General features: G+C 69.5%; 20 protein-coding genes and 1 pseudogene. 5 read left to right on the top strand and 16 right to left on the bottom strand.

Features of this window, described 5'->3' with window-relative positions:
- Window positions 1-2 precede the first annotated feature (2 nt).
- A complete protein-coding gene (locus QFZ67_RS30255; RefSeq protein WP_307664232.1) occupies window positions 3-1,472 on the bottom strand; it encodes an alkaline phosphatase PhoX in 1,470 nt (489 codons plus the stop codon).
- Between the two features lie 316 nt (window positions 1,473-1,788).
- Here QFZ67_RS30255 and QFZ67_RS30250 point away from each other — a divergent pair, with 316 nt between their 5' ends.
- Genes QFZ67_RS30250 through QFZ67_RS30240 form a run of 3 tightly spaced genes read left to right on the top strand, consistent with a single transcriptional unit; the run spans window position 1,789 to window position 3,696 of the window.
- Window positions 1,789-2,028 (top strand): hypothetical protein, encoded by a 240-nt coding sequence (locus tag QFZ67_RS30250; RefSeq protein WP_307664231.1) that lies wholly within the window; start codon window positions 1,789-1,791, stop codon window positions 2,026-2,028.
- Between the two features lie 37 nt (window positions 2,029-2,065).
- Window positions 2,066-3,226, top strand: coding sequence for a hypothetical protein (locus QFZ67_RS30245; protein WP_307664230.1), 1,161 nt, complete (start codon window positions 2,066-2,068; stop codon window positions 3,224-3,226).
- Window positions 3,227-3,240: 14 nt separating this feature from the next.
- Window positions 3,241-3,696: a hypothetical protein gene (locus tag QFZ67_RS30240; RefSeq protein WP_307664229.1), complete on the top strand. Its 456-nt coding sequence runs from the start codon at window positions 3,241-3,243 to the stop codon at window positions 3,694-3,696.
- A 153-nt stretch (window positions 3,697-3,849) separates the two neighbouring features.
- On the opposite strand, the gene QFZ67_RS30235 is transcribed toward QFZ67_RS30240, so the two are convergent.
- Entirely contained in the window at window positions 3,850-5,298 is a 1,449-nt protein-coding gene (locus QFZ67_RS30235; RefSeq protein ID WP_307664228.1) for a hypothetical protein, read from the bottom strand.
- Window positions 5,299-5,559: 261 nt separating this feature from the next.
- On the opposite strand from QFZ67_RS30235, the gene QFZ67_RS30230 reads away from it, so the two are divergent.
- On the top strand, window positions 5,560-7,404 hold the full coding sequence (locus QFZ67_RS30230; RefSeq protein WP_307664227.1) for an endonuclease/exonuclease/phosphatase family protein: 1,845 nt from the start codon (window positions 5,560-5,562) through the stop codon (window positions 7,402-7,404).
- 12 nt (window positions 7,405-7,416) lie between these two features.
- Here QFZ67_RS30230 and QFZ67_RS30225 read toward each other — a convergent pair whose 3' ends face one another.
- Window positions 7,417-8,130 (bottom strand): antibiotic biosynthesis monooxygenase, encoded by a 714-nt coding sequence (locus QFZ67_RS30225; protein ID WP_307664226.1) that lies wholly within the window; start codon window positions 8,128-8,130, stop codon window positions 7,417-7,419.
- A gap of 189 nt (window positions 8,131-8,319) precedes the next feature.
- Here QFZ67_RS30225 and dapA point away from each other — a divergent pair, with 189 nt between their 5' ends.
- On the top strand, window positions 8,320-9,213 hold the full coding sequence (gene dapA, locus QFZ67_RS30220) for a 4-hydroxy-tetrahydrodipicolinate synthase (RefSeq protein ID WP_307664225.1): 894 nt from the start codon (window positions 8,320-8,322) through the stop codon (window positions 9,211-9,213).
- Between the two features lie 33 nt (window positions 9,214-9,246).
- On the opposite strand, the gene dapD is transcribed toward dapA, so the two are convergent.
- The 13 genes and pseudogenes from dapD to QFZ67_RS30155 form a co-directional block, all read right to left on the bottom strand.
- Window positions 9,247-10,248: a 2,3,4,5-tetrahydropyridine-2,6-dicarboxylate N-succinyltransferase gene (gene dapD, locus QFZ67_RS30215; RefSeq protein ID WP_307664224.1), complete on the bottom strand. Its 1,002-nt coding sequence runs from the start codon at window positions 10,246-10,248 to the stop codon at window positions 9,247-9,249.
- A gap of 9 nt (window positions 10,249-10,257) precedes the next feature.
- A complete protein-coding gene (locus tag QFZ67_RS30210; RefSeq protein ID WP_307664223.1) occupies window positions 10,258-11,469 on the bottom strand; it encodes an MFS transporter in 1,212 nt (403 codons plus the stop codon).
- A 298-nt stretch (window positions 11,470-11,767) separates the two neighbouring features.
- Entirely contained in the window at window positions 11,768-12,310 is a 543-nt protein-coding gene (locus QFZ67_RS30205) for a TetR/AcrR family transcriptional regulator (protein ID WP_307664222.1), read from the bottom strand.
- The gene (locus tag QFZ67_RS30200) at window positions 12,310-12,630 is read right to left on the bottom strand and encodes a multidrug efflux SMR transporter (protein WP_307664221.1); all 321 of its coding nucleotides are present in this window, start codon (window positions 12,628-12,630) and stop codon (window positions 12,310-12,312) included. Before QFZ67_RS30200 ends, QFZ67_RS30205 begins: the two co-directional genes overlap by 1 nt.
- Window positions 12,631-12,686: 56 nt before the next feature.
- A pseudogene (locus QFZ67_RS30195) lies at window positions 12,687-13,087 on the bottom strand (VOC family protein).
- A gap of 93 nt (window positions 13,088-13,180) precedes the next feature.
- Window positions 13,181-13,519, bottom strand: a complete 339-nt coding sequence (locus QFZ67_RS30190) for a metal-sulfur cluster assembly factor (protein WP_307664220.1) — start codon at window positions 13,517-13,519, stop codon at window positions 13,181-13,183.
- Window positions 13,516-13,980, bottom strand: coding sequence for a Fe-S cluster assembly sulfur transfer protein SufU (gene sufU, locus QFZ67_RS30185; protein WP_307664219.1), 465 nt, complete (start codon window positions 13,978-13,980; stop codon window positions 13,516-13,518). The genes QFZ67_RS30190 and sufU overlap by 4 nt, the downstream gene beginning before the upstream one ends.
- 11 nt (window positions 13,981-13,991) lie before the next feature.
- Window positions 13,992-15,248, bottom strand: a complete 1,257-nt coding sequence (locus QFZ67_RS30180) for a cysteine desulfurase (protein ID WP_307664218.1) — start codon at window positions 15,246-15,248, stop codon at window positions 13,992-13,994.
- Window positions 15,245-16,009 carry a Fe-S cluster assembly ATPase SufC gene (sufC, locus tag QFZ67_RS30175; RefSeq protein WP_307664217.1) on the bottom strand — a complete coding sequence of 255 codons (765 nt, stop codon included), beginning with the start codon at window positions 16,007-16,009 and terminating at the stop codon, window positions 15,245-15,247. Before sufC ends, QFZ67_RS30180 begins: the two co-directional genes overlap by 4 nt.
- Before the next feature lie 7 nt (window positions 16,010-16,016).
- Entirely contained in the window at window positions 16,017-16,334 is a 318-nt protein-coding gene (locus tag QFZ67_RS30170; RefSeq protein WP_307664216.1) for a bifunctional 3-phenylpropionate/cinnamic acid dioxygenase ferredoxin subunit, read from the bottom strand.
- On the bottom strand, window positions 16,334-17,515 hold the full coding sequence (gene sufD, locus QFZ67_RS30165; RefSeq protein ID WP_307664215.1) for a Fe-S cluster assembly protein SufD: 1,182 nt from the start codon (window positions 17,513-17,515) through the stop codon (window positions 16,334-16,336). The genes QFZ67_RS30170 and sufD overlap by 1 nt, the downstream gene beginning before the upstream one ends.
- Window positions 17,516-17,590: 75 nt before the next feature.
- Window positions 17,591-19,012, bottom strand: a complete 1,422-nt coding sequence (sufB, locus tag QFZ67_RS30160) for a Fe-S cluster assembly protein SufB (RefSeq protein ID WP_307664214.1) — start codon at window positions 19,010-19,012, stop codon at window positions 17,591-17,593.
- Window positions 19,009-19,737 (bottom strand): metalloregulator ArsR/SmtB family transcription factor, encoded by a 729-nt coding sequence (locus QFZ67_RS30155; protein WP_307664213.1) that lies wholly within the window; start codon window positions 19,735-19,737, stop codon window positions 19,009-19,011. The genes sufB and QFZ67_RS30155 overlap by 4 nt, the downstream gene beginning before the upstream one ends.
- Window positions 19,738-19,777 lie beyond the last annotated feature (40 nt).

The following is a 19,777-nucleotide window of genomic DNA, read 5'->3' as shown; positions in this document are numbered from 1 at the left end:
TGTCAGTGGTGGTGCGACTGGCGCTTCCAGGGGCCGGTGATCGCGAACATGATGCCCGGGGTCTGGATGCTCGCGTAGAGGGTCCGGCCGTCGGGCGAGAAGACGACGCCGGCGAACTCGCTGAAGTCCGGGTCCTCCGCGGTGCCCAGGTTCAGTTCGTTGCGTGCGATCGGGTAGGTGCGCCCGCGCTCGGTCGCGCCGAAGAGGTGCTGGACGCCCTCGCCGTCCTCGGCGATGATCAGCCCGCCGTACGGCGACACGGTGATGTTGTCGGGGCCGTCGAACGCGCCGTCCTTGGACGGGTCGGGGTTGACGCCGAGCAGCACCTTCAGGGTGAGGGTGCGGCGCTTGGGGTCGTAGAACCAGACCTGGCCGTCGTGGTGGACCGGGCTCTCGTCACGGGCGTACGAGGAGACGATGTACACGCCGCCGTCGCCCCACCACATACCTTCGAGCTTGCGGGCGCGGGTGACGTCCGTGTCGGCGAACTGCTTGCGCACCGGGACGGTGCGGGCGTCGCGGTCCGGCACGTCGGCCCAGTCCACGCCGTAGACCGTGCCGATCTTCGTGGCGCGGGACAGGTCGTCGACGAAGCGGCCGCCGGAGTCGAAGCACTTGGCGGCCTGGAGGACGCCCGCGTCGTCGGCGAGGTGCCTCAGGTGGCCGCGGCCGTGCTTGAAGCCGTGCGGCGGGACCCAGCGGTAGAGCAGGCCGTTGGGGGTACTGGCGTCCTCGGTGAGATAGAGGTGGGCGCGCTTGGGGTCGACCACGACGGCCTCGTGGGCATACCGGCCGAGCGCCTTGATGGGCTTGGGGGCGCGGTTTGCGCGCCGATCATAGGGGTCGACCTCGAAGACATAGCCGTGGTCCTTGGTCATGCCGTTCTGGCCTGCGCGGTTCTCGGTCTCCTCACAGGTGAGCCAGGTGCCCCAAGGAGTGCGCCCGCCGGCGCAGTTCTGCGCGGTTCCGGCGATGCCGACCCACTGGGCGACCTCGCCGCTGCGGTGGGCCTCGACGACCGTGCAGCCGCCGGGCGCGGCGGGGTCGTAGACGAGGCTCTCGGCGAGCGGAACCGGGTGATCGATCTTGGAGCGGGGGCCATTGAGCTCGTGGTTGACGACCAGGAGGGTCACGCCGCGCGGGCCTTCGAAGGTGGCGGTGCCGTCGTGCTTGGAGGGGGTGAACTCGCCCGACTCCAGCTTGGTGACACCGGCGCGGGTGATGACGCGGTACGAGAATCCGGCGGGCAGCGCCAGGAGCCCGTTGGGGTCGGGGATCAGGGGGCCGTAGCCGGGCCCGTGGCTGCCGTGGGCGTGCTCGCCGTCCTCGTGCCCCTGTCCGGCGATGTCGGCGCCGTCCTCGGCGGCGAGCGCGCCGGGTGCGGTGGCGAGCGAACCGACGGCGCCGGTGAGGGCGACTCCCGCTCCGGCGAGCGCGGACTGTCTGGTGAATTCCCTGCGGGTGAGCGGCATCGAGTACTCCTGAAGGCCTGAAGAGACGCATCCGGCTTGGCTGATGACGGCCTCACACTTCCGCCCGCGCATAAACGGCACTTGAACGCCTGCCGACATCGAAAGGCCCCGCGGTCCATGAATATCCCCGCCGTCGGCCACCGCGTCCCGCTCGCCGCCTACCTGACGGACCATCCGAAGAATCTTCATAAAGAAGGTCAACCGGAATAGATCACCACCAATAGCAAGATTTCACGCGTAACTCCTTGACCCCTGAGGGGAAGGGCAATAGACATGCCGTACCTGCATCACCCGCAGGGGGAGGCGAGCCGAGCGGATGGACGTGACACGGGCTCGCGAACTCCATGAGAGCCGGCTCATGCAGCTGGCCAATGTGACCGGTGTCGGCACCGGGAGGGACGAGCACTCGGGCGTGGACGTGATCGTCGTCTTCGTCACCCGCAAAGTGCCCCGTGACCGGCTCCGTGAAGAAGACGTGGTTCCCGCACAGCTCGAGGGCGTACCGGTGCGCGTGCTCGCCGTCGGTGCAGTCACCGCCCATGACCAGGAGCAGTGAGGGAGCCCCTTCGAATCAGGGGAAGAGGTGGTCTGGCGTGACGCGCCAGCCCGAGATGATGCGAGGACCGACCGGCGGGCAGCTGAGTGACAGCTCCCGGCAACAGGCGATGAGCGATTTCCTGCGGCCACAGGCGCCGCTCGCCAATGTCGTCGGCTTCGGCCACGGCGTGAAGTGGAGCGACGGCCGCCCCACCGGGGAAGAGGCCGTACTCGTCTTCGTGACCCAGAAGGTCCCGGAGTCGATGCTGCCGGAGCGGGATGTGATCCCGCAGCAGATGGACGACGGAACACCGACCGATGTCATCGCGGTCGGCCATGTCTCCGCACAGCGCCGGCAGCGGCAACAGCCGCGCCGGGCGATGGATGCGGAGGCGGCCTACCGGCCCGACGGCAGTGTCGCGGGCCAGCTCTCACAGCTGTCGCAGCCGCTGCTCGAAGAGCTGCGGGAGATGGGCACCCTGGAGCCGCAGCTTCTGCGGCGCCGGCTGCGGCCCGCGCCCTCCGGGATCTCGGTGGGCAATGTACGGGTGACGGCCGGGACGCTCGGCAGCGTGGTGTACGACTTCCTGCCCGGGGCCACGACGGACCCGCCGGGGCCGGGGCTCGGCGTACCGGGGAAGTTCTACATCCTGTCCAACAACCATGTGCTCGCGGACTCCAACCGCGCGCAGCTGGGCAGTTCGATCCTTCAGCCCGGCGTGTTCGACGGCGGACAGGACCCGGCGGACCGGATCGCGACGCTGGACCGGTTCATCACCATCCAGTTCGCGCCGCAGATCCCGCCGGCCCAGCACAACAATGTCGTCGATGCGGCGCTCGGCAAGGTCGAGTTCGAGGACGCGACGCGCGAGCAGTACTTCGGCGCGGCGCCGCGGGCCTGGCGGCGCAAGGCGAATGTGGCGGTCGGCGACCTGGTGAAGAAGACCGGGCGGACGACGAACGTCAGCTTCGGCCGGATCATCGCGGTGGACGCGACGATCGACGTCAACTACGGCACGGCGGGAACGGCCCGCTTCAAGGACCAGATCCTGACGACGAACATCTCGGCGGGCGGTGACTCCGGTTCGCTGGTGACCTCGTTCGACAACGTCGCTGTCGGGCTGCTGTTCGCGGGCTCGTCCGTGGTGACCGTGGCGAACCACATCGAGAACGTCCGCGCGCTGCTGCGCGTCGAGATCGCCGAGCAGCTGGCCTGACGAGGGGAGGCACCATGACCACGCAAGCACGGAAACAGCAGAAGAGCGGCGGCCAGGCGAGCGCCGAGCACCGCTATCTGAATGCTCAGGGCGCGGAGGTCAAGACGCGTGACGAGGCGTTCGCCAGGCCGACGGAGGTCTCCGCGGAGGCGATCCAGACGACGGCGAAGCTGGAACTGCACAACGGTCAGGTCACCTTCGCCATCGAGGTGAAGTACAACCCGAACACCTACCCGCATGTGGTGACGGGTGGTCAGATCACGTCCGGCATCTGCGGCGCGCCGTGGAACATCACCGGCGGCACCATCGGCGACCAGTTGCGGCTGGACGCGAAGCGCGCGGGCCAGGGTTCATGCGCGAACACGATCACGATCGTCGGCGAATACCAGAATCCGCCGGCGTACCGGGGAACGTACGGCTTCGAGGGCGCGACGTCCTCGTTCAAGCACACGACACGGTACGAGTGCTGACGTTCCCTCACGGTCGGGCGGCGGACACCTCAGGGTGCCCGCCGCCCCTCATACGACCGAGGATCGGTTGACCGGAGATCAGTTGACCGAGGATCGGTTGACCGGAGATCAGTTGACCGAGGATCGGTTGACCGGGATCAGTTGACCGGGGGCTCAGCCGCCCGACCGCGACCGTGCCTTGAAGGCCGCCTTGCGGGCCTCCTTCGCCGCAGCCTTGTCCCGGTGCAGCCTGCCCATCGCCTCCAGCACCTCCGCCGTCGCCGGGTGGTCCACCCGCCACGACGCCTCGAAGAAGCCGCTGTGCTGACCGACCAGGTCCTCCACCAAGCCCTGGAGTTCCTCCAGTTCGCCCTCCGCGTCCAGCTGCGCCGCAATCGTGTCGATCGCCAGCCAGAAGATCATCGACTCCGGCGGCGCCGGTACGTCCGTCGCGCCGCGCTCCGCCAGCCAGACCCGCGCCAGGCCGCCCAGTTCCGCGTCGTCGAGGACCGCGCGGACCGCCGGTTCGGCCTGCGGGCCCACCAGGGCCAGCGCCTGCTGGCAGTGGAGACGGCGCAGCGGAGCGCCCGCGTCCGTGCCCCGGGCCGCGGCCAGCAGGTCGCGCGCGGCGTCGACCGGGCCACGCCGGGCGAGCCACTGTTCGGTCTCGGCCCGGGCCGCCGGCTCCGGGAACTGCGCGAGCCCGTCGAGGAGTACGTCCGCGCCCTTGTCCGCGAGATCCCCCACCGTCGGCGCGTCGATCCCCGCCTCCAGCATCCGGGCCCTGATGCCGTACAGACCGAGCGGGGTGAGCCTGACCATTCCGTACCGGGAGACATCCTCGTCGTCCACCGGCGCCACGGACTCCTCGCCCTCCTCCGCCATCAACGCCTCGTCCACCGGCCGGTATTCGACCAGGCCGATCGGCTCGAACAGCCGGAACTGGTCGTCCAGCCGCATCATCGCCACCGACACCTGCTCCAGTACGTCGTCGGTGGGCTCGCCCATATCGTCGGGCACGATCATCGACGCGGCGAGCGCGGGCAGCGGCACCGGCCCTTCGCCCGCGCCGCCCTCCGCGACGGTGAGCAGATAGAGATTCCCGAGGACCCCGTCGAGGAATTCCGCCTCGGCGTCCGGGTCCCAGTCCAGCGCCTCGTAGTCGATCTCCCCGTCCTCGCCGATCACCTCGGCCAGGTCGTCGAGCAGCGGCGCGATGGCGTCTGCGTACACGGCCTCCAGGGCCTCCAGCCAGATGGCGAGGATGTCCTGCGGCCCGCCCGAGGTGATCAGCGCGAGATTCTCGCCCGCGGTGACCGTGCCGTGCTCGGCGGCGTCGTCGCCCGGCTCCTGGACCTCCACGAGGCCGGTGTCGACGGCCGCGCGCCACGCCTCGCTCGCGTACGCAGGTCCGTCGCCGTCGCTCCCGAGGCCCAGCTCTTCGGCGGCCGCGGGCAGCTGCTCGTCCACGAGTTCGCCGCCTGCGCCGACCCGGGTGTCCGGACCCGCCCAGCGGGCGAGCCGGATGGCCCTGGTCAGCAGCGGCGTGGCGAGCGCGTCCCGCGCCAGCTCCGCGTCCGGGTGCAGCCGTACCGGCGGCAGGGTGGGGCGGTCCTCGGGCATCTGGTGGTTCTCCTCGGGCGTACGGGGTCCGGGCGGCCCCCAGCGTAGACGCATTTCACCGGGTTTCGCCGCGCCCGGGCAGTACGCACGGGAGCGCGACCGCGCGCCGTGTGCTTCCCGTGCGCAGGTTCACCGATCCGTCGGCCTCCGTACACCCGTCAACTCTTGACAACTCCCCTGCCCAACCAAGAGATTGACGCGCGTAGAACCATTCGGGGAATCCAATCCCCGCCTCTCATCCCTCACCTCCGGAGTTCCTTGATGCCTTCCTCCGTCGCACCGAGAACGGCCGCTGTCGCGGCCGTCGTCGCCGCCGCGCTGGCCGCCGGCCTGCTCGCCGGCTCCTCCGCCGCCTCCGCCGACGCCGCCTCCGCCGCCGCGGTCCGGATCCATGACATCCAGGGCACCACCCGCACATCCCCGCTGGCCGGACAGCAGGTGACCGAGGTTCCCGGAGTCGTCACGGGCGTACGGACCTACGGCTCCAGGGGCTTCTGGCTCCAGGACCCGGAGGCGGACTCCAACCCCGCCACCAGCGAGGGTGTCTTCGTCTTCACCGGCTCCGCCCCGACTGTCGCAGTCGGCGACAAGGTGCTGGTCTCCGGCACGGTCACCGAGTACGTCCCGGGCGGCACGTCCTCCGGCAACCAGTCCCTGACGGAGATCACCAAGCCGGCCGTCACCGTCGTCTCCTCCGGCAACGAACTGCCCGCGCCGGTCACGATCTCCGCGTGGTCGGTGCCTTCGGCGTACGCCCCGGCCGGCGACGCGGCGGCGGGCAGCAGCATCAACGCCCTCCCCCTCGAACCCCGTAAGTACGCCCTGGACTACTACGAGTCGCTGGAGGGCGCGAACGTACGCATCGGCACCTCCCGCGTCGTCGGCGCCACCGACCCGTTCGCGGAGCTGTGGGTGACGGTGAAGCCGTTCGAGCACGCGAACCGCCGCGGCGGCGCGGTCTACGGCTCGTACACCTCGCAGAACACCGGCCGGCTGCAGATCCAGTCGCTGACGCCGCTCGCCCAGCAGCCCTTCCCCAAGGCGAATGTCGGGGATGTGCTGGCCGGGACGACCGAAGGGCCCCTGGACTTCAACCAGTTCGGCGGCTACACCATCACGGCCCGCACGCTCGGCACGGTCGCCGACCTTGGCCTGGAGCGTGAGACGACGCGCAAGCAGAGCCGCGGTGAGCTGGCGGTCGCCACGTACAACGTGGAGAACCTCGACCCCTCCGACCCGCAGGAGAAGTTCGACGCGCTCGCGGCCGCCGTGGTGAACAACCTTGCCTCGCCCGACATCCTGGCCCTGGAGGAGATCCAGGACGACAACGGCGCCAAGAACGACGGCACGGTCGCGGCGGGCGAAACGCTGAAGAAGTTCACCGCGGCGATCGCGGCGGCGGGCGGCCCGGCGTACGAGTGGCGGACCATCGACCCCGAGAACAACAAGGACGGCGGCGAGCCCGGCGGCAACATCCGCCAGGTCTTCCTCTTCAACCCGGAGCGGGTCTCCTTCACGGACCGGCCGGGCGGCGACGCGAAGACGGCGACCGGTGTCGTGGAGGAGAAGGGCCGGGCGGCGCTGACGCTCTCCCCGGGCCGGATCGACCCGGCGAACGCCGCCTGGGGGAGCAGCCGCAAGCCGCTGGCGGGCGAGTTCACCTTCCGCGGCCGCACGGTCTTCGTGATCGCCAACCACTTCGGCTCGAAGGGCGGCGACGAGGGCCTGACCTCGCACCACCAGCCGCCGGTCCGCTCCTCCGAGACCAAGCGCCTCGAGCAGGCGCAGGCGGTCAACGCCTTCGTCAAGGACATCCTGAAGGCCGACCGCCGCGCCGACGTGCTTGTCCTCGGTGACATCAACGACTTCGAGTTCTCGGCGACGACTAAGGCCCTCACCGACGGCGGCGCGCTCTACCCGGCGGTCAAGTCGCTGCCGCGCTCGGAGCGTTACTCGTACGTCTACCAGGGCAACAGCCAGGTCCTCGACCAGATCCTGACCAGCCCGTCGATCGACGACTTCGCGTACGACAGCGTGCACATCAACGCGGAGTTCGCGGACCAGAACAGCGACCACGACCCGCAGGTGCTGCGCTTCCGCCCGTAAGGCCCGTCCCGGCTACACGCCCGCGCTGAGGCTCAGCGCGGGTGTGTACCGGTTCACGCCGCCGCCGGTCACGCCGGGGAAGTTCTGCACCTTGGCCCACCGCTCGGTCCTCGACCCCACCCCGTCGCCGGGCGCGGCCAGGGCCTCGCGATGGGCCTCGGCGCTCTCCCACTCGGCGTAGTTGAGTACGCGTGTCCCGTCGACGCTGATGTGGAAATGCCCGGAGATCCCGCCCGGGTGCGGGTGCGGCTCGGATACCAGCGCCTCGAAGACCCCGTCCACCCAGGCCCGCTGACGGGCGGGGTCGGGTCCTTCGAACTCCACGTCCACGATCACGACGCAGCCCGGGACGCGCCGGTCGTCGGCGCCCAGGGCGCCGCTGCGGTAGAGCTCGTACGAATGGAGCCCGAGCCGCTCGACGCCGGGCACGGTGGCGTCGATCTCCGCGTTCCGCTCGTCCCGCAAGGTGCGGAAGAACTCCTGGTAGGCATCCCCGCCCGTCCACTGCGAGTAGTGGAGGAGGGTCCTGCCGTCCTCACCGATGTGGACGCTGTACGAGAGCAGTCCGGCATCGGGCCAGTCCCGGCTCTGCCATGCCTTGGCGATGGCGTCGACGACGGCCCGCTGCCGCTCGGGCGTGCCGACGTCCCAGGTGGACACCTTGATGACGCCGACCCCGGTGCGGGTGAGGTCGGGCCGGGAGTCGGGCTGCACGGTCACGCTCATGGCGATGCCTCCTCGATCGGCGCGCCCCTGCGGTGCGCCGCTGATCACCATCGTGAAACATGAACCATGGTTGAGGTCAACAGCCGGAGTGTGCGCGCCGCAGTCGGTCCACTGTTCAGCACTGCTTACCCTTGACTCCAAGAAGATCTAAGTGGACCTTCACTGTCCAGCGGGTCGACACTGCGGAGCATGACCACACCACGACCGTTCGGCCGCGCCCTCTGCGCGATGATCACGCCCTTCACCGCCGCCGGTGAGCTGGACCTGGACGCGGCCGCGCGCCTCGCCGTGCGTCTGGTGGCCGAAGGCTGCGACGGGCTGGTCCTGAACGGCACCACAGGCGAGTCCCCTACCACCACCGACGCCGAGAAGACCGCGCTGGTACGAGCCGTACGCCAAGCGGTCGGCGACAGCGCCGCCGTCGTCGCGGGCGTGGGCAGCGCATCCACGCGGCACACCGTCGAGCTGGCGCGCGCGGCCGAACACGCGGGCGCGGACGGCCTGTTGGTGGTCACGCCCTACTACAGCCGCCCGCCGCAGGACGCGGTCGAGGCCCACTTCCGTACGGTCGCCGATGCCACCGCACTCCCCGTGATGCTCTACGACATCCCCGGCCGCACCGGCACCCGCATCGAGCCCGACACGGTCCTGCGCCTCGCCGGGCACCCCCGCATCGTCGCGGTCAAGGACTGCGCGTACGACCTGCTCGGCTCGGCCAAGGTGATCGCGCGCACCTCGCTCGCCTACTACTCGGGCTGCGAGGAGCTGAATCTGCCGCTGTACGCGGTGGGCGGCGCGGGCTTCGTCAGCACGGTCGCGAATGTCGCGCCGCGACAGCTGCGCGCGGTGCTCGACGCGTACGACAAGGGCGCCACCGCCGAGGCCGCCCGCCTCAACGGGCTCACGCTCCCCCTGGCCGAGCTGATGATGGCGTCGGGCCTGCCCGGCACGGTGACGGCGAAGGCGCTGCTGGACGCGGGCCCGGTCCGGGAACCGCTACAGCCCGCGGGCCGCGAGGCGACCTGCGGGCTGCGCGTGGCGTACGAGGAGCTGCTTGCGGAATCGAGCCTGTCCGGCTGTTGAGAACGAACCGGCTGCCCGGGCGGCCCCGGGCAACTAGTTGTGGCTGTGCAGGATGTCGTTGAGGCCGCCCCAGACCGCGTTGTTCGGGCGGGCCTCGACGGAGCCGGTGACCGAGTTGCGGCGGAAGAGGATGTTGCTCGCGCCGGAGAGCTCACGGGCCTTGACGATCTGCCCGTCGGGCATGGTGACCCGGGTGCCCGCGGTGACGTAAAGACCGGCCTCGACGACGCACTCGTCGCCGAGCGCGATGCCGACGCCCGCCTCCGCGCCGATCAGGCAGCGCTCGCCGATGACGATGCGGACGTTGCCGCCGCCGGAGAGGGTGCCCATGGTGGAGGCGCCGCCGCCGATGTCCGAGCCGTCGCCGACGACGACGCCCGCGGAGATGCGGCCCTCGACCATCGACGTGCCGAGCGTGCCGGCGTTGAAGTTGACGAAGCCCTCGTGCATCACGGTGGTGCCCTCGGCGAGGTGCGCGCCGAGCCGGACGCGGTCGGCGTCGGCGATGCGTACGCCCTTGGGCGCGACGTAGTCCGTCATCCGCGGGAACTTGTCGATGCTCGTCACGGCGAGGTGCAGACCCTCGGCGCGGGCGTTCAGCCGCACGGTCTCCACCTGGTCGACGGCGACGGGGCCGAGCGAGGTCCAGGCGACGTTCGCGAGCAGCCCGAAGAGGCCGTCCAGGTTCTGGCCGTGCGGCTTGACCAGCCGGTGGCTCAGCAGGTGCAGGCGCAGATACGCGTCGTGCGCGTCCAGCGGCTTGTCGTCGAGCGAGGCGATGACCGTACGGACGGCGACGACCTCGACGCCGCGGCGGGCATCCGGGCCGATGGCCTTGGCGGCCCCTTCACCGAGCAGCTCGACGGCACGCTCGGCGGTCAGCCGCTCGGTCCCGGCGGGCCCGGGCTCGGCGACGAGCTCGGGGGCGGGGAACCAGGTGTCCAGGACGGTGCCATCGCCGGTCAGGGTGGCGAGTCCGGCGGCGACGGCGCCGGTGGTGCGAGTAGCAGTGGTGCTGTCGGGCGAGTCAGTCATGGTGGAACGCTAACCGGCAAGGGCCCGCGGGAGCGAACCGGTCTCAGTTGACGGGCGCGTACGGAGCCTCCCGGCCGCCAGAACCGCGGCTCCGGCGGCCCCCGCGAGGACCGCGCAGGCGGGCCACAGCAAGCCGGGCGCGGTGGAGTAGAGGGCTCCGCCCAGCGGCGGGGCAAGCACCTGGCCGCTGACGGAGGCTCCCGCGTACAGGCTCTGGAAGCGGCCCTGCGCATGGGCGGGGGCCTCGTCGGCGACGTAGGCGGTGGCGGTGGTCTTGTAGAGGATCTCGCCCGCTGTCAGCGACAGCATCATGGTGATCGCGAACAGCAGCCCGGCGCCCGGTATCAGCACGGCGTAGCCGAGTCCGACGAGCAGCAGTCCGGTACCGACGATGGAGAGCGGGGCGCGTTTGCGCAGGGCGTGCGCTGCGGGGAGTTCGAGGCAGAGGATGACGCCGCCGTTGATGGCCAGCAGCCAGCCGTAGACCTGGGTGCCAAGACCGTGGTCGGCGAGGAAGACGGGCAGTGTGGAGTACTGCTGCCGGTAGACGAGGTCCACGCAGAGGATCGCGGCGAGCAGCACCAGCACCGTGGGCCTGGCGCGCAGCTCGCGCCAGACGGACGGAGCGTCCGGGTCGTGGGCGGGTTTGGCGTGCACCGAGGCGCGGGCCGGGAGCACGCGCGATGCGTACGCGGCGAAGGCGAGCGTGCCGAGGCCGTCGACAGCGAAGAGCCAGTCGTACGAGGTGTGGGCGGCGAGCAGCGCGCCGAGCGGGGGTCCGACGGTGAAGCCGGCGTTGCCCGCGAAGCGCATCACGGCGAAGCCCTGGCGGCGTGCGCCCTCGGGGACGGAGACGGCGACTAGCGCGGAGTTGGCGGCGCGTACGACGCCGGAGGCGTACTCGGCGAGCGGCAGCGCCGCGTACAGCGCGGCGACGGGGAGCAGCGGGAGGGTGACCAGGACCGCGCCGCTCACGGTCGCCCCGGCGAGGAGGGCGCGGCGGTGGCCGTAACGGTCGCCGTACCAGCCGCCGGTGAAGTTCCCGGCGACCAGTCCCGCACCGCCGATGCCGCTGATCAGCCCGGCCTGGGTGACGGTCAGCCCACGCGGTCCCGTCAGGTACACGAAGAGGTAGACGAAGGTGAGGCTGACGGCGGAGTTGAAGAACCCGCCGAAGGCCAGTAGCCGTACCGCCCGCGGCACGTCCCGCAGCATCCTCATGTACCCCGCCCCAGTGAGTTCCTTTTAGGAACTGACTATCGCAGCGCGGTCACCCGTGGGTCAACAGCGGCAGGGACGCATCACCCTCGGGCGCATCCCCTCGGACGCGTCACCCTCGGGCGCATCCCCTCGGACGCGTCACCCTCGGGCGCATCCCCTCGGACGCGTCACCCTCGGACGCGTCACCCCCGGACGCATCACCCTCGGGCGCATCCCCTCGGGCGCATCCCCTCGGACGCGTCACCCCCGGACGCATCAGCCCGGACGCATCACCCTCGGGCACATCCCCCCGGACGCATCACCCTCGGGCGATGATCCGCGCCAGCATCTCCCGCGCGAACTCCACCTCGTACTGAGCGTCCGTCAGCAGCACCTGCAGACAGATCCCGTCCATCAGCGCCACCAGCGCCCGCGCCGTGACCGGATCGGTCCGCCGGGCCAGGATCACGGCGAGCTCCTGGCACCACTCCGCGGCGACCGGCCGCAGCGCGGGCCGCCGCAGAGCCGCCAGATAGAGCTCGTACTCCAGCTCCACGCCCGTACGCTCCCCGGCGAGCCACTCCCCCATCACCCGGGCGAGCCCCTCGGCGAGGTCGGCGCCCGGGTCGACGAGCGCGCCGCTCTTCCGGACCATCGCCGCGAACCCCTCGTTGGCCTGGCGCAACGCGGCGACCAACAGCTCGTCGAGGGAGGCGAAGTGATACGTCGTCGAGCCGAGCGGCACATCGGCCTCGGCCGCCACAGTGCGGTGGCTGAGCCCGGCGATCCCGCTTTTGCCGACCACCCGGATCGCCGCGTCGATGATGCGCTGACGCCGCCCGGGGTCGTACCGCCGCGCCATCAGTGGACACCGCCCATGTTGAGGACCACCACGCCGACGATCACCAGCGCGATGCCCGTGATCTTGACCAGACTGGTCGACTCGCCCAGGAAGATCATGCCGATGGCGGCGATCGCGGCCGTGCCCACACCGGCCCAGATCGCGTATGCGGTGCCCACCGACATGGTCTTCAGCGTCTGGGCGAGCAGCGAGAAGGCGAGCACATAGCCCGCGACGGTGAGCAGCGAGGGCCACAGCCGGGTGAAGCCCTCGCTGTACTTCATGGCCGTCGTGCCGGCCACCTCCGCCGCGATCGCCGCGGCCAGCAGTCCGTATCCCATGTGTACGAGAGTACACAACGTTGCGTACGCTCGTACATAACACGGCCCACCGGCCCCTAGTCGAGCAGCGTCTTCTTCGGCCGCAGCACACAGAACTCGTTGCCCTCGGGGTCGGCGAGCACCACCCAGGTCGCTTGGGGCCGCTGCCCGACATCGGCCCGCACCGCCCCGAGCCCGATGATCCTCCCCCAGCCTTCGGCCGGGGGACCCCATCTCGCTTCGCTCACCTCGGCGGCCTGTGCGTCGGGTGTGAGGTCGATCTGCAGCCGGTTCTTGACGGTCTTGCGCTCGGCCACGGGCACGAAGGTGAGCCCCGGCAGGGCGGACTCGTCGGCCCCGATGACGATTTCGTCATCGGCCTCGAAGACCACCTTCCAGTCAGGACCTGGCTCCAGAAGCGGGCGAGCGCCAGCAGATCGTGGGCGTCGACGACGACGGTGTACGGCGAAACGGCCATGCTCGCCAGCGTGCCTGGCGGGCATGGCCGTTTCGTGGAACCCGGCGGAGCCGGGTTCCAGACCGCTGGACTCAGGCGGCTGGTCTCAAACGCTCAGACGTTGAAGCCCAGCGCGCGCAGCTGCTCGCGTCCGTCGTCCGTGATCTTGTCCGGGCCCCACGGCGGCATCCAGACCCAGTTGATCTTCAGCTCGTTGACGAGGCCTTCCGTCGCCGACTTCGCCTGGTCCTCGATCACATCGGTCAGCGGACAGGCCGCGGACGTCAGCGTCATGTCCAGGGTCGCGACATTGGAGTCGTCGATGTGGATGCCGTAGATCAGGCCGAGGTTGACGACGTCGATGCCCAGCTCGGGGTCGACGACGTCATACAGCGCCTCGCGGACCTCCTCCTCGGAGGCCGGCTTCAGTGCGGTCCCTGCGTTCTCAGTCATGCCGTCTTCCTCTCGGGGGCCTCACCCAGCGCCTGGGCGGTCGCGTCCTTCCACGCCATCCAGCTCAGCAGCGCGCACTTCACGCGGGCCGGGTACTTGGAGACGCCGGCGAACGCGACCGCGTCCTCCAGCACCTCCTCCATCGCGTCGTCCGGCTCCACCTGACCCTTGGACTGCATCAGCTCCAGGAAGGTCGCCTGGATCTTCTGCGCCTCGGCGAGCTCCTTGCCGACCAGCAGCTCGTTCAGCACGGACGCGCTGGCCTGGCTGATGGAGCAGCCCTGGCCCTCGTACGAGATGTCCGCGATCAGCGAGCCTTCGTACCGCACACGCAGAGTGATCTCGTCGCCGCAGGTCGGGTTGACGTGGTGCACCTCGGCATCGCCATCCCGCAAGCCCCGCCCGTGCGGGTGCTTGTAGTGGTCCAGGATGACGTCCTGGTACATCGAATCAAGCTTCACGTCCCAGCCCTTCAGCCGAAGAAGTTCCGTACGTGCTCCAGCCCGTCGATCAGCGCGTCGACCTCCGCGGGCGTGGAGTACAGATAGAACGACGCCCGCGTGGTCGCAGGAATTCCGTACCGCAGGCAGACCGGCCGCGCGCAGTGGTGGCCGACCCGGACCGCGATGCCCTGCTCGTCGAGGACCTGGCCCACGTCGTGCGGGTGGATATCCCCAAGCGTGAACGAGATCGCGGCGCCGCGCTCCTCGGCCGTGGTGGGGCCGATGATCCGCAGGTCCGGGACCTCGAGCAGCCGCTTCACCGCGTACTCGGTGAGGACGTGCTCATGCTGGGCGATCTTGTCCATGCCGATCGCGGAGAGGTAGTCCACGGCCGCGCCGAGGCCGACGGCCTGGGCGATCGGGGGCGTACCTGCCTCGAACTTGTGCGGCGCGGGGGCGTACGTCGACGAGTGCATCGACACGGTCTCGATCATCTCGCCGCCGCCGAGGAACGGCGGCAGGTCCTCGAGCAGCTCCTGCCGGCCCCACAGCACGCCGATGCCGGTCGGGCCGCACATCTTGTGGCCGGTGAAGGCCACGAAGTCGGCCTGCAGCGCCTGCACGTCCAGCACCATGTGCGGGGCGGCCTGCGAGGCGTCGATCAGGACCAGCGCGCCGACCTCCTGGGCGCGGCGGACGATCGCCTCGACCGGGTTGATCGTGCCCATGATGTTGGAGACCAGCACAAAGGAGACGATCTTAGTCTTCTCGGTGATGATCTCTTCGATGTTGGACAGGTCGAGCCGGCCGTCGTCGGTGAGGCCGAACCACTTCAGCTTCGCACCGGTGCGCTGCGAGAGCAGCTGCCACGGCACGATGTTGGAGTGGTGCTCCATCTCCGTGATGACGATCTCGGTCTCGTGGTCCACGCGGTAGGGCTCGTCGGCCCAGCCGAGCATGTTGGCCACGAGGTTGAGCGACTCGGAGGCGTTCTTGGTAAAGATCACCTCGTCGCGGCTCGGCGCGTTGATGAAGGCGGCGACCTTGTCGCGGGCGCCTTCGTACAGCGCCGTGGCCTCCTCCGCTAGCACATGAATGCCGCGGTGGACGTTGGCATTGTGCTGTTCGTAGTACTCGCTCAGCACATCGAGCACCTGGCGCGGCGTCTGTGACGTCGCCGCGTTGTCCAGGTACACGAGCTTCTTCCCGTCATGGATCAAGCGGTCCAGGATCGGGAAGTCCTTGCGGATCGCCTCGGTGTCGAGGAGGCCCGGCAGCTGTGTCACGCGGATACGCCACCCTTCGTGTATGCCTCGTAGCCCTCGGCCTCGAGCTTGTCGGCGAGCTCGGCGCCGCCGGACTCGGCGATACGGCCGTTCGCGAAAACGTGCACGAAGTCGGGCTTGATGTAGCGCAGGATGCGCGTGTAGTGCGTGATCAGCAGGGTGCCGACCTCGCCGGTCTCGTGGACGCGGTTGACGCCCTCGGAGACCTGGCGCAGGGCGTCGACGTCCAGGCCGGAGTCGGTCTCGTCGAGGATCGCGATCTTCGGCTTGAGGAGCTCCAGCTGAAGGATCTCGTGGCGCTTCTTCTCACCGCCGGAGAAGCCCTCGTTGACATTGCGCTCGGCGAAGGCCGGGTCCATCTGGAGCTGCTCCATGGCGGACTTGACCTCCTTCACCCAGGTACGCAGCTTGGGGGCCTCGCCGCGGATCGCGGTGGCGGAGGTGCGCAGGAAGTTGGAGACCGAGACGCCGGGGACCTCGACCGGGTACTGCATGGCGAGGAACATGCCGGCGCGGGCGCGCTCGTCGACGGTCATCTCCAGGACGTCCTCGCCGTCCAGGGTCACGGTGCCGCTGGTGATCGTGTACTTGGGGTGACCCGCGATGGAGTACGCGAGCGTCGACTTGCCGGAGCCGTTGGGGCCCATGATGGCGTGGGTCTCGCCCTGCTTCACGGTCAGGTCGACGCCCTTGAGGATCTCCCGGGGGCCGTTCTCGGCCTCGACGGAGACGTGCAGGTCGCGGATTTCAAGCGTTGCCATGGGTGACTCAGGACTCCTGGGTGACGGAGACGAGCACATCGTCCCCTTCGATCTTTACGGGGTATACGGGGACGGGGCGCGTCGCGGGAAGGCCGGACGGCTTGCCGGTGCGGAGGTCGAAGCTGGAGCCGTGCAGCCAGCACTCGATCTGGCAGTCCTCCACCTCGCCCTCGGACAGCGAGACGTTCGCGTGCGAGCAGATGTCGTTGATCGCGAACACCTCGCCCTCGGTTCGGACGACCGAGACGGGCGTGCCGTCGAGTTCCACCCTCTTCGGGGTGCCCTCCTCCAGCTCGCTCAGCGCACAGGCTCGTACAAAGGACATCAGACCGACGCCTCCAGCTCCGCGTCGATCTTGGCGAGCAGGCGCTCCTCGACATCGGGCAGGCCGATCTTCTGCACCAGCTCGGCGAAGAAGCCGCGGACCACCAGACGGCGGGCCTCGTCGGCCGGGATGCCGCGGGACTGCAGGTAGAAGAGCTGCTCGTCGTCGAAGCGGCCGGTGGCGGAGGCGTGACCCGCACCGACGATCTCGCCGGTCTCGATCTCCAGGTTCGGCACGGAGTCGACCCGCGCGCCGTCCGTGAGGACGAGGTTGCGGTTCATCTCGTACGTGTCGGTGCCCTCGGCCTTGGCCTCGATCAGGACATCGCCGATCCAGACGGCGTGTGCGTCCTGGCCCTGGAGGGCGCCCTTGTAGGCGGCGTTGGAGCGACAGTGCGGGGCGTTGTGGTCGACCAGCAGACGGTGCTCCTGGTGCTGGCCGGCGTCGGTGAAGTAAAGGCCGAAGAGCTCGGCCTCGCCGCCGGTACCGGCGTACTGGACGCGCGGGTGGAGGCGTACGACGTCGCCGCCGAAGGTGACCACGATCGACTTGAAGGATGCGTCCCGGCCGACCAGCGCATTGTGCTGGGCGACGTGGACGGCCTTGTCGTCCCAGTCCTGGACGGAGACGACGGTGAGCTTCGCGCCGTCGCCCAGCAGAAAGTCGACATTGGCGGCGACGACCGCGTCACCGGTGTGGTCGATGACCACCACGGCCTCGGCGAACGCGCCGAGCTCGATGACCTGGTGGGCGAAGGCGGTGCCGCCCTCGCCGTGCACGGCGATCCGGACCGGCTCGGTGAGCACGGTCTCCTTGGGCACGGTGACGACCGAGGCCTTCTCGAAGGAGGAGTACGCCTGGGCGGCCACCCGGTCCACAGGGGTGCCGGCCCGGCCGATCCGCGCGTCCTCACGGCCGACGGTCTCGACGACGACGCCCTCGGGGGCGTCGATGTCGACCTTGATGCCGGTGCCGTTGGCGACGGCCGTGCCGTCGTGCAGACCGCGCAGCCGCTCCAGCGGAGTGAAGCGCCACTCCTCCTCGCGGCCGTGCGGGACCGGGAAGTCCGCCACGTCGAAGGACGGGGGCGCACTCATGCGGGTGGCGACGGTCGACTCGGCGGCCACCGCGATCGAACCGGCAGTGGTGGACCCCGCCGGAATGTTCTGAGCCTCAGCCATGGCTGTCGTCTTGCTCTCTTCCTACGTCAGACAGAAAAACAGTCGCTGCTCGGGACGGCGGGCCGTCAGGCTGTGCTAGCCCACCGAGCCCTCCATCTGCAGCTCGATCAGCCGGTTGAGCTCCAGCGCGTACTCCATGGGCAGTTCCTTGGCGATCGGCTCGACGAAGCCGCGCACGATCATCGCCATCGCCTCGAACTCGGTCATGCCGCGGCTCATCAGGTAGAAGAGCTGGTCGTCGGAGACCTTGGAGACGGTCGCCTCGTGGCCCATGGACACGTCGTCCTCGCGGACGTCGACGTACGGGTAGGTGTCGGACCGCGAGATCGTGTCGACCAGCAGCGCGTCACAGAGCACATTGGACTTCGCGCCCGGCGCGCCCTCGCCGATCTCGATCAGACCGCGGTAGGACGTGCGGCCACCGCCTCGCGCCACCGACTTGGAGACGATGTTGGACGAGGTGTTCGGGGCCATGTGGACCATCTTGGCGCCGGCGTCCTGGTGCTGGCCCTCGCCCGCGAAGGCGATGGACAGGGTCTCGCCCTTGGCGTGCTCGCCCATCAGGTAGACGGCCGGGTACTTCATGGTCACCTTGGAGCCGATGTTGCCGTCGACCCACTCCATGGTCGCGCCCTCGTACGCCACGGCGCGCTTGGTGACCAGGTTGTAGACGTTGTTCGACCAGTTCTGGATCGTCGTGTAGCGGCAGCGGCCGCCCTTCTTGACGATGATCTCGACGACAGCGCTGTGCAGCGAGTCCGAGGAGTAGATCGGGGCGGTACAGCCCTCGACGTAGTGGACGTAGGCGTCCTCGTCGACGATGATCAGCGTCCGCTCGAACTGGCCCATGTTCTCCGTGTTGATACGGAAGTAGGCCTGCAGCGGGATGTCGACCTGCACGCCCTTGGGCACGTAGATGAACGAGCCACCGGACCACACGGCGGAGTTCAGCGAGGCGAACTTGTTGTCGCCGACCGGGATGACCGTGCCGAAGTACTCCTGGAAGAGCTCCGGGTGCTCCTTCAGCGCGGTGTCCGTGTCCAGGAAGATGACGCCCTGTTCCTCCAGGTCCTCACGGATCTGGTGGTAGACGACCTCGGACTCGTACTGGGCGGCGACGCCGGCGACCAGGCGCTGCTTCTCCGCCTCCGGGATACCGAGCTTGTCGTACGTGTTCTTGATGTCCTCGGGCAGGTCCTCCCAGGACTCCGCCTGCTTCTCGGTGGACCGCACGAAGTACTTGATGTTGTCGAAGTCGATCCCCGACAGGTCCGAGCCCCAGCTGGGCATGGGCTTCTTGTCGAACAGCCGCAGACCCTTGAGTCGCAGCTTCAGCATCCACTCCGGCTCGTTCTTCTTCGTCGAGATGTCGCGGACGACTTCCTCGGACAGGCCGCGCTTGGCCGCGGCACCGGCCGCGTCGGAGTCGGCCCAGCCGAATTCGTATGTACCCAGACCCTCGAGTTCGGGGTGGGCAGTCTCCGTGGGGAGAGTCATGCGGGGTTCCTCCCGGCCGTGCTTGCAGATGCTGATGGTGTCGTGGTCTTGGGGATGAACGTCGTGCAGACCCCGTCGCCGTGCGCGATGGTGGCCAGTCTCTGTACATGCGTACCGAGCAGGCGCGAGAAGGTCTCGGTCTCCGCCTCGCACAGCTGCGGGTACTGCTCGGCCACATGGGCCACCGGGCAGTGGTGCTGGCAGAGCTGCTCGCCGACCGGTGCGTTACGCGCCGTAGCAGCGTACCCGTCGGCACTCAGAGCCTTGGCCAGCGCTTCGGTGCGCTGCTCGGGTGGTGCGGCCTCTATCGCCTCGCGGTAAGCCTCCGCCTGTGTCTCGAGGCGGTTGCGGGCGAAGGCGGCGACGGCCGCCTCTCCGGCTGCCCCTCCCCCTGCGGTCCGCTCGATCCAGCGGAGCGCGTCCACGGCCAGTGCGTCGTACGCCTGGTCGAAGGCGTCCCGGCCGCAGTCGGTCAGCGCGAACACCTTGGCGGGTCGCCCACGGGTGCGTGCGCCGTAGACCCGCTGCTCACGGGGCTCGATGACGTTCTCGGTGACGAGCGAGTCGAGGTGGCGGCGGACGGCGGCCTGGGTGAGGCCGAGGCGACCTGCGAGATCGGCCACGGTGGACGGGCCGTGGTCCAGGATGGAGCGCGCGACCCGGTTGCGCGTGGAGTGCTCACCGGTCGCGAGTTCCTCGTGCGGAGCCTCGCCGACGTTTTTCACAACGCCATTGTTGCGTAATTCCTCTGACAGTGACAACCGC

Origin of the sequence: Streptomyces sp. V1I1, assembly GCF_030817355.1 — a bacterium.
Taxonomy (GTDB): domain Bacteria; phylum Actinomycetota; class Actinomycetes; order Streptomycetales; family Streptomycetaceae; genus Streptomyces.
Note: the sequence above shows the minus strand (reverse complement) of the source record. Positions and strands in the feature narration are given on the sequence as shown.

Excerpts from the sequence above, each read along its gene's own strand:
- QFZ67_RS30255 (WP_307664232.1), bottom strand. The coding sequence starts at position 1,472 with ATGCCGCTCACCCGCAGGGAATTCACCAGACAGTCCGCGCTCGCCGGA.
- QFZ67_RS30250 (WP_307664231.1), top strand. The coding sequence starts at position 1,789 with ATGGACGTGACACGGGCTCGCGAACTCCATGAGAGCCGGCTCATGCAG.
- QFZ67_RS30240 (WP_307664229.1), top strand. The coding sequence starts at position 3,241 with ATGACCACGCAAGCACGGAAACAGCAGAAGAGCGGCGGCCAGGCGAGC.
- QFZ67_RS30235 (WP_307664228.1), bottom strand. The coding sequence starts at position 5,298 with ATGCCCGAGGACCGCCCCACCCTGCCGCCGGTACGGCTGCACCCGGAC.
- QFZ67_RS30230 (WP_307664227.1), top strand. The coding sequence starts at position 5,560 with ATGCCTTCCTCCGTCGCACCGAGAACGGCCGCTGTCGCGGCCGTCGTC.
- QFZ67_RS30225 (WP_307664226.1), bottom strand. The coding sequence starts at position 8,130 with ATGAGCGTGACCGTGCAGCCCGACTCCCGGCCCGACCTCACCCGCACC.
- dapA (WP_307664225.1), top strand. The coding sequence starts at position 8,320 with ATGACCACACCACGACCGTTCGGCCGCGCCCTCTGCGCGATGATCACG.
- dapD (WP_307664224.1), bottom strand. The coding sequence starts at position 10,248 with ATGACTGACTCGCCCGACAGCACCACTGCTACTCGCACCACCGGCGCC.
- QFZ67_RS30210 (WP_307664223.1), bottom strand. The coding sequence starts at position 11,469 with ATGAGGATGCTGCGGGACGTGCCGCGGGCGGTACGGCTACTGGCCTTC.
- QFZ67_RS30205 (WP_307664222.1), bottom strand. The coding sequence starts at position 12,310 with ATGGCGCGGCGGTACGACCCCGGGCGGCGTCAGCGCATCATCGACGCG.
- QFZ67_RS30200 (WP_307664221.1), bottom strand. The coding sequence starts at position 12,630 with ATGGGATACGGACTGCTGGCCGCGGCGATCGCGGCGGAGGTGGCCGGC.
- QFZ67_RS30190 (WP_307664220.1), bottom strand. The coding sequence starts at position 13,519 with ATGACTGAGAACGCAGGGACCGCACTGAAGCCGGCCTCCGAGGAGGAG.
- sufC (WP_307664217.1), bottom strand. The coding sequence starts at position 16,009 with ATGGCAACGCTTGAAATCCGCGACCTGCACGTCTCCGTCGAGGCCGAG.
- QFZ67_RS30170 (WP_307664216.1), bottom strand. The coding sequence starts at position 16,334 with ATGTCCTTTGTACGAGCCTGTGCGCTGAGCGAGCTGGAGGAGGGCACC.
- sufD (WP_307664215.1), bottom strand. The coding sequence starts at position 17,515 with ATGGCTGAGGCTCAGAACATTCCGGCGGGGTCCACCACTGCCGGTTCG.
- sufB (WP_307664214.1), bottom strand. The coding sequence starts at position 19,012 with ATGACTCTCCCCACGGAGACTGCCCACCCCGAACTCGAGGGTCTGGGT.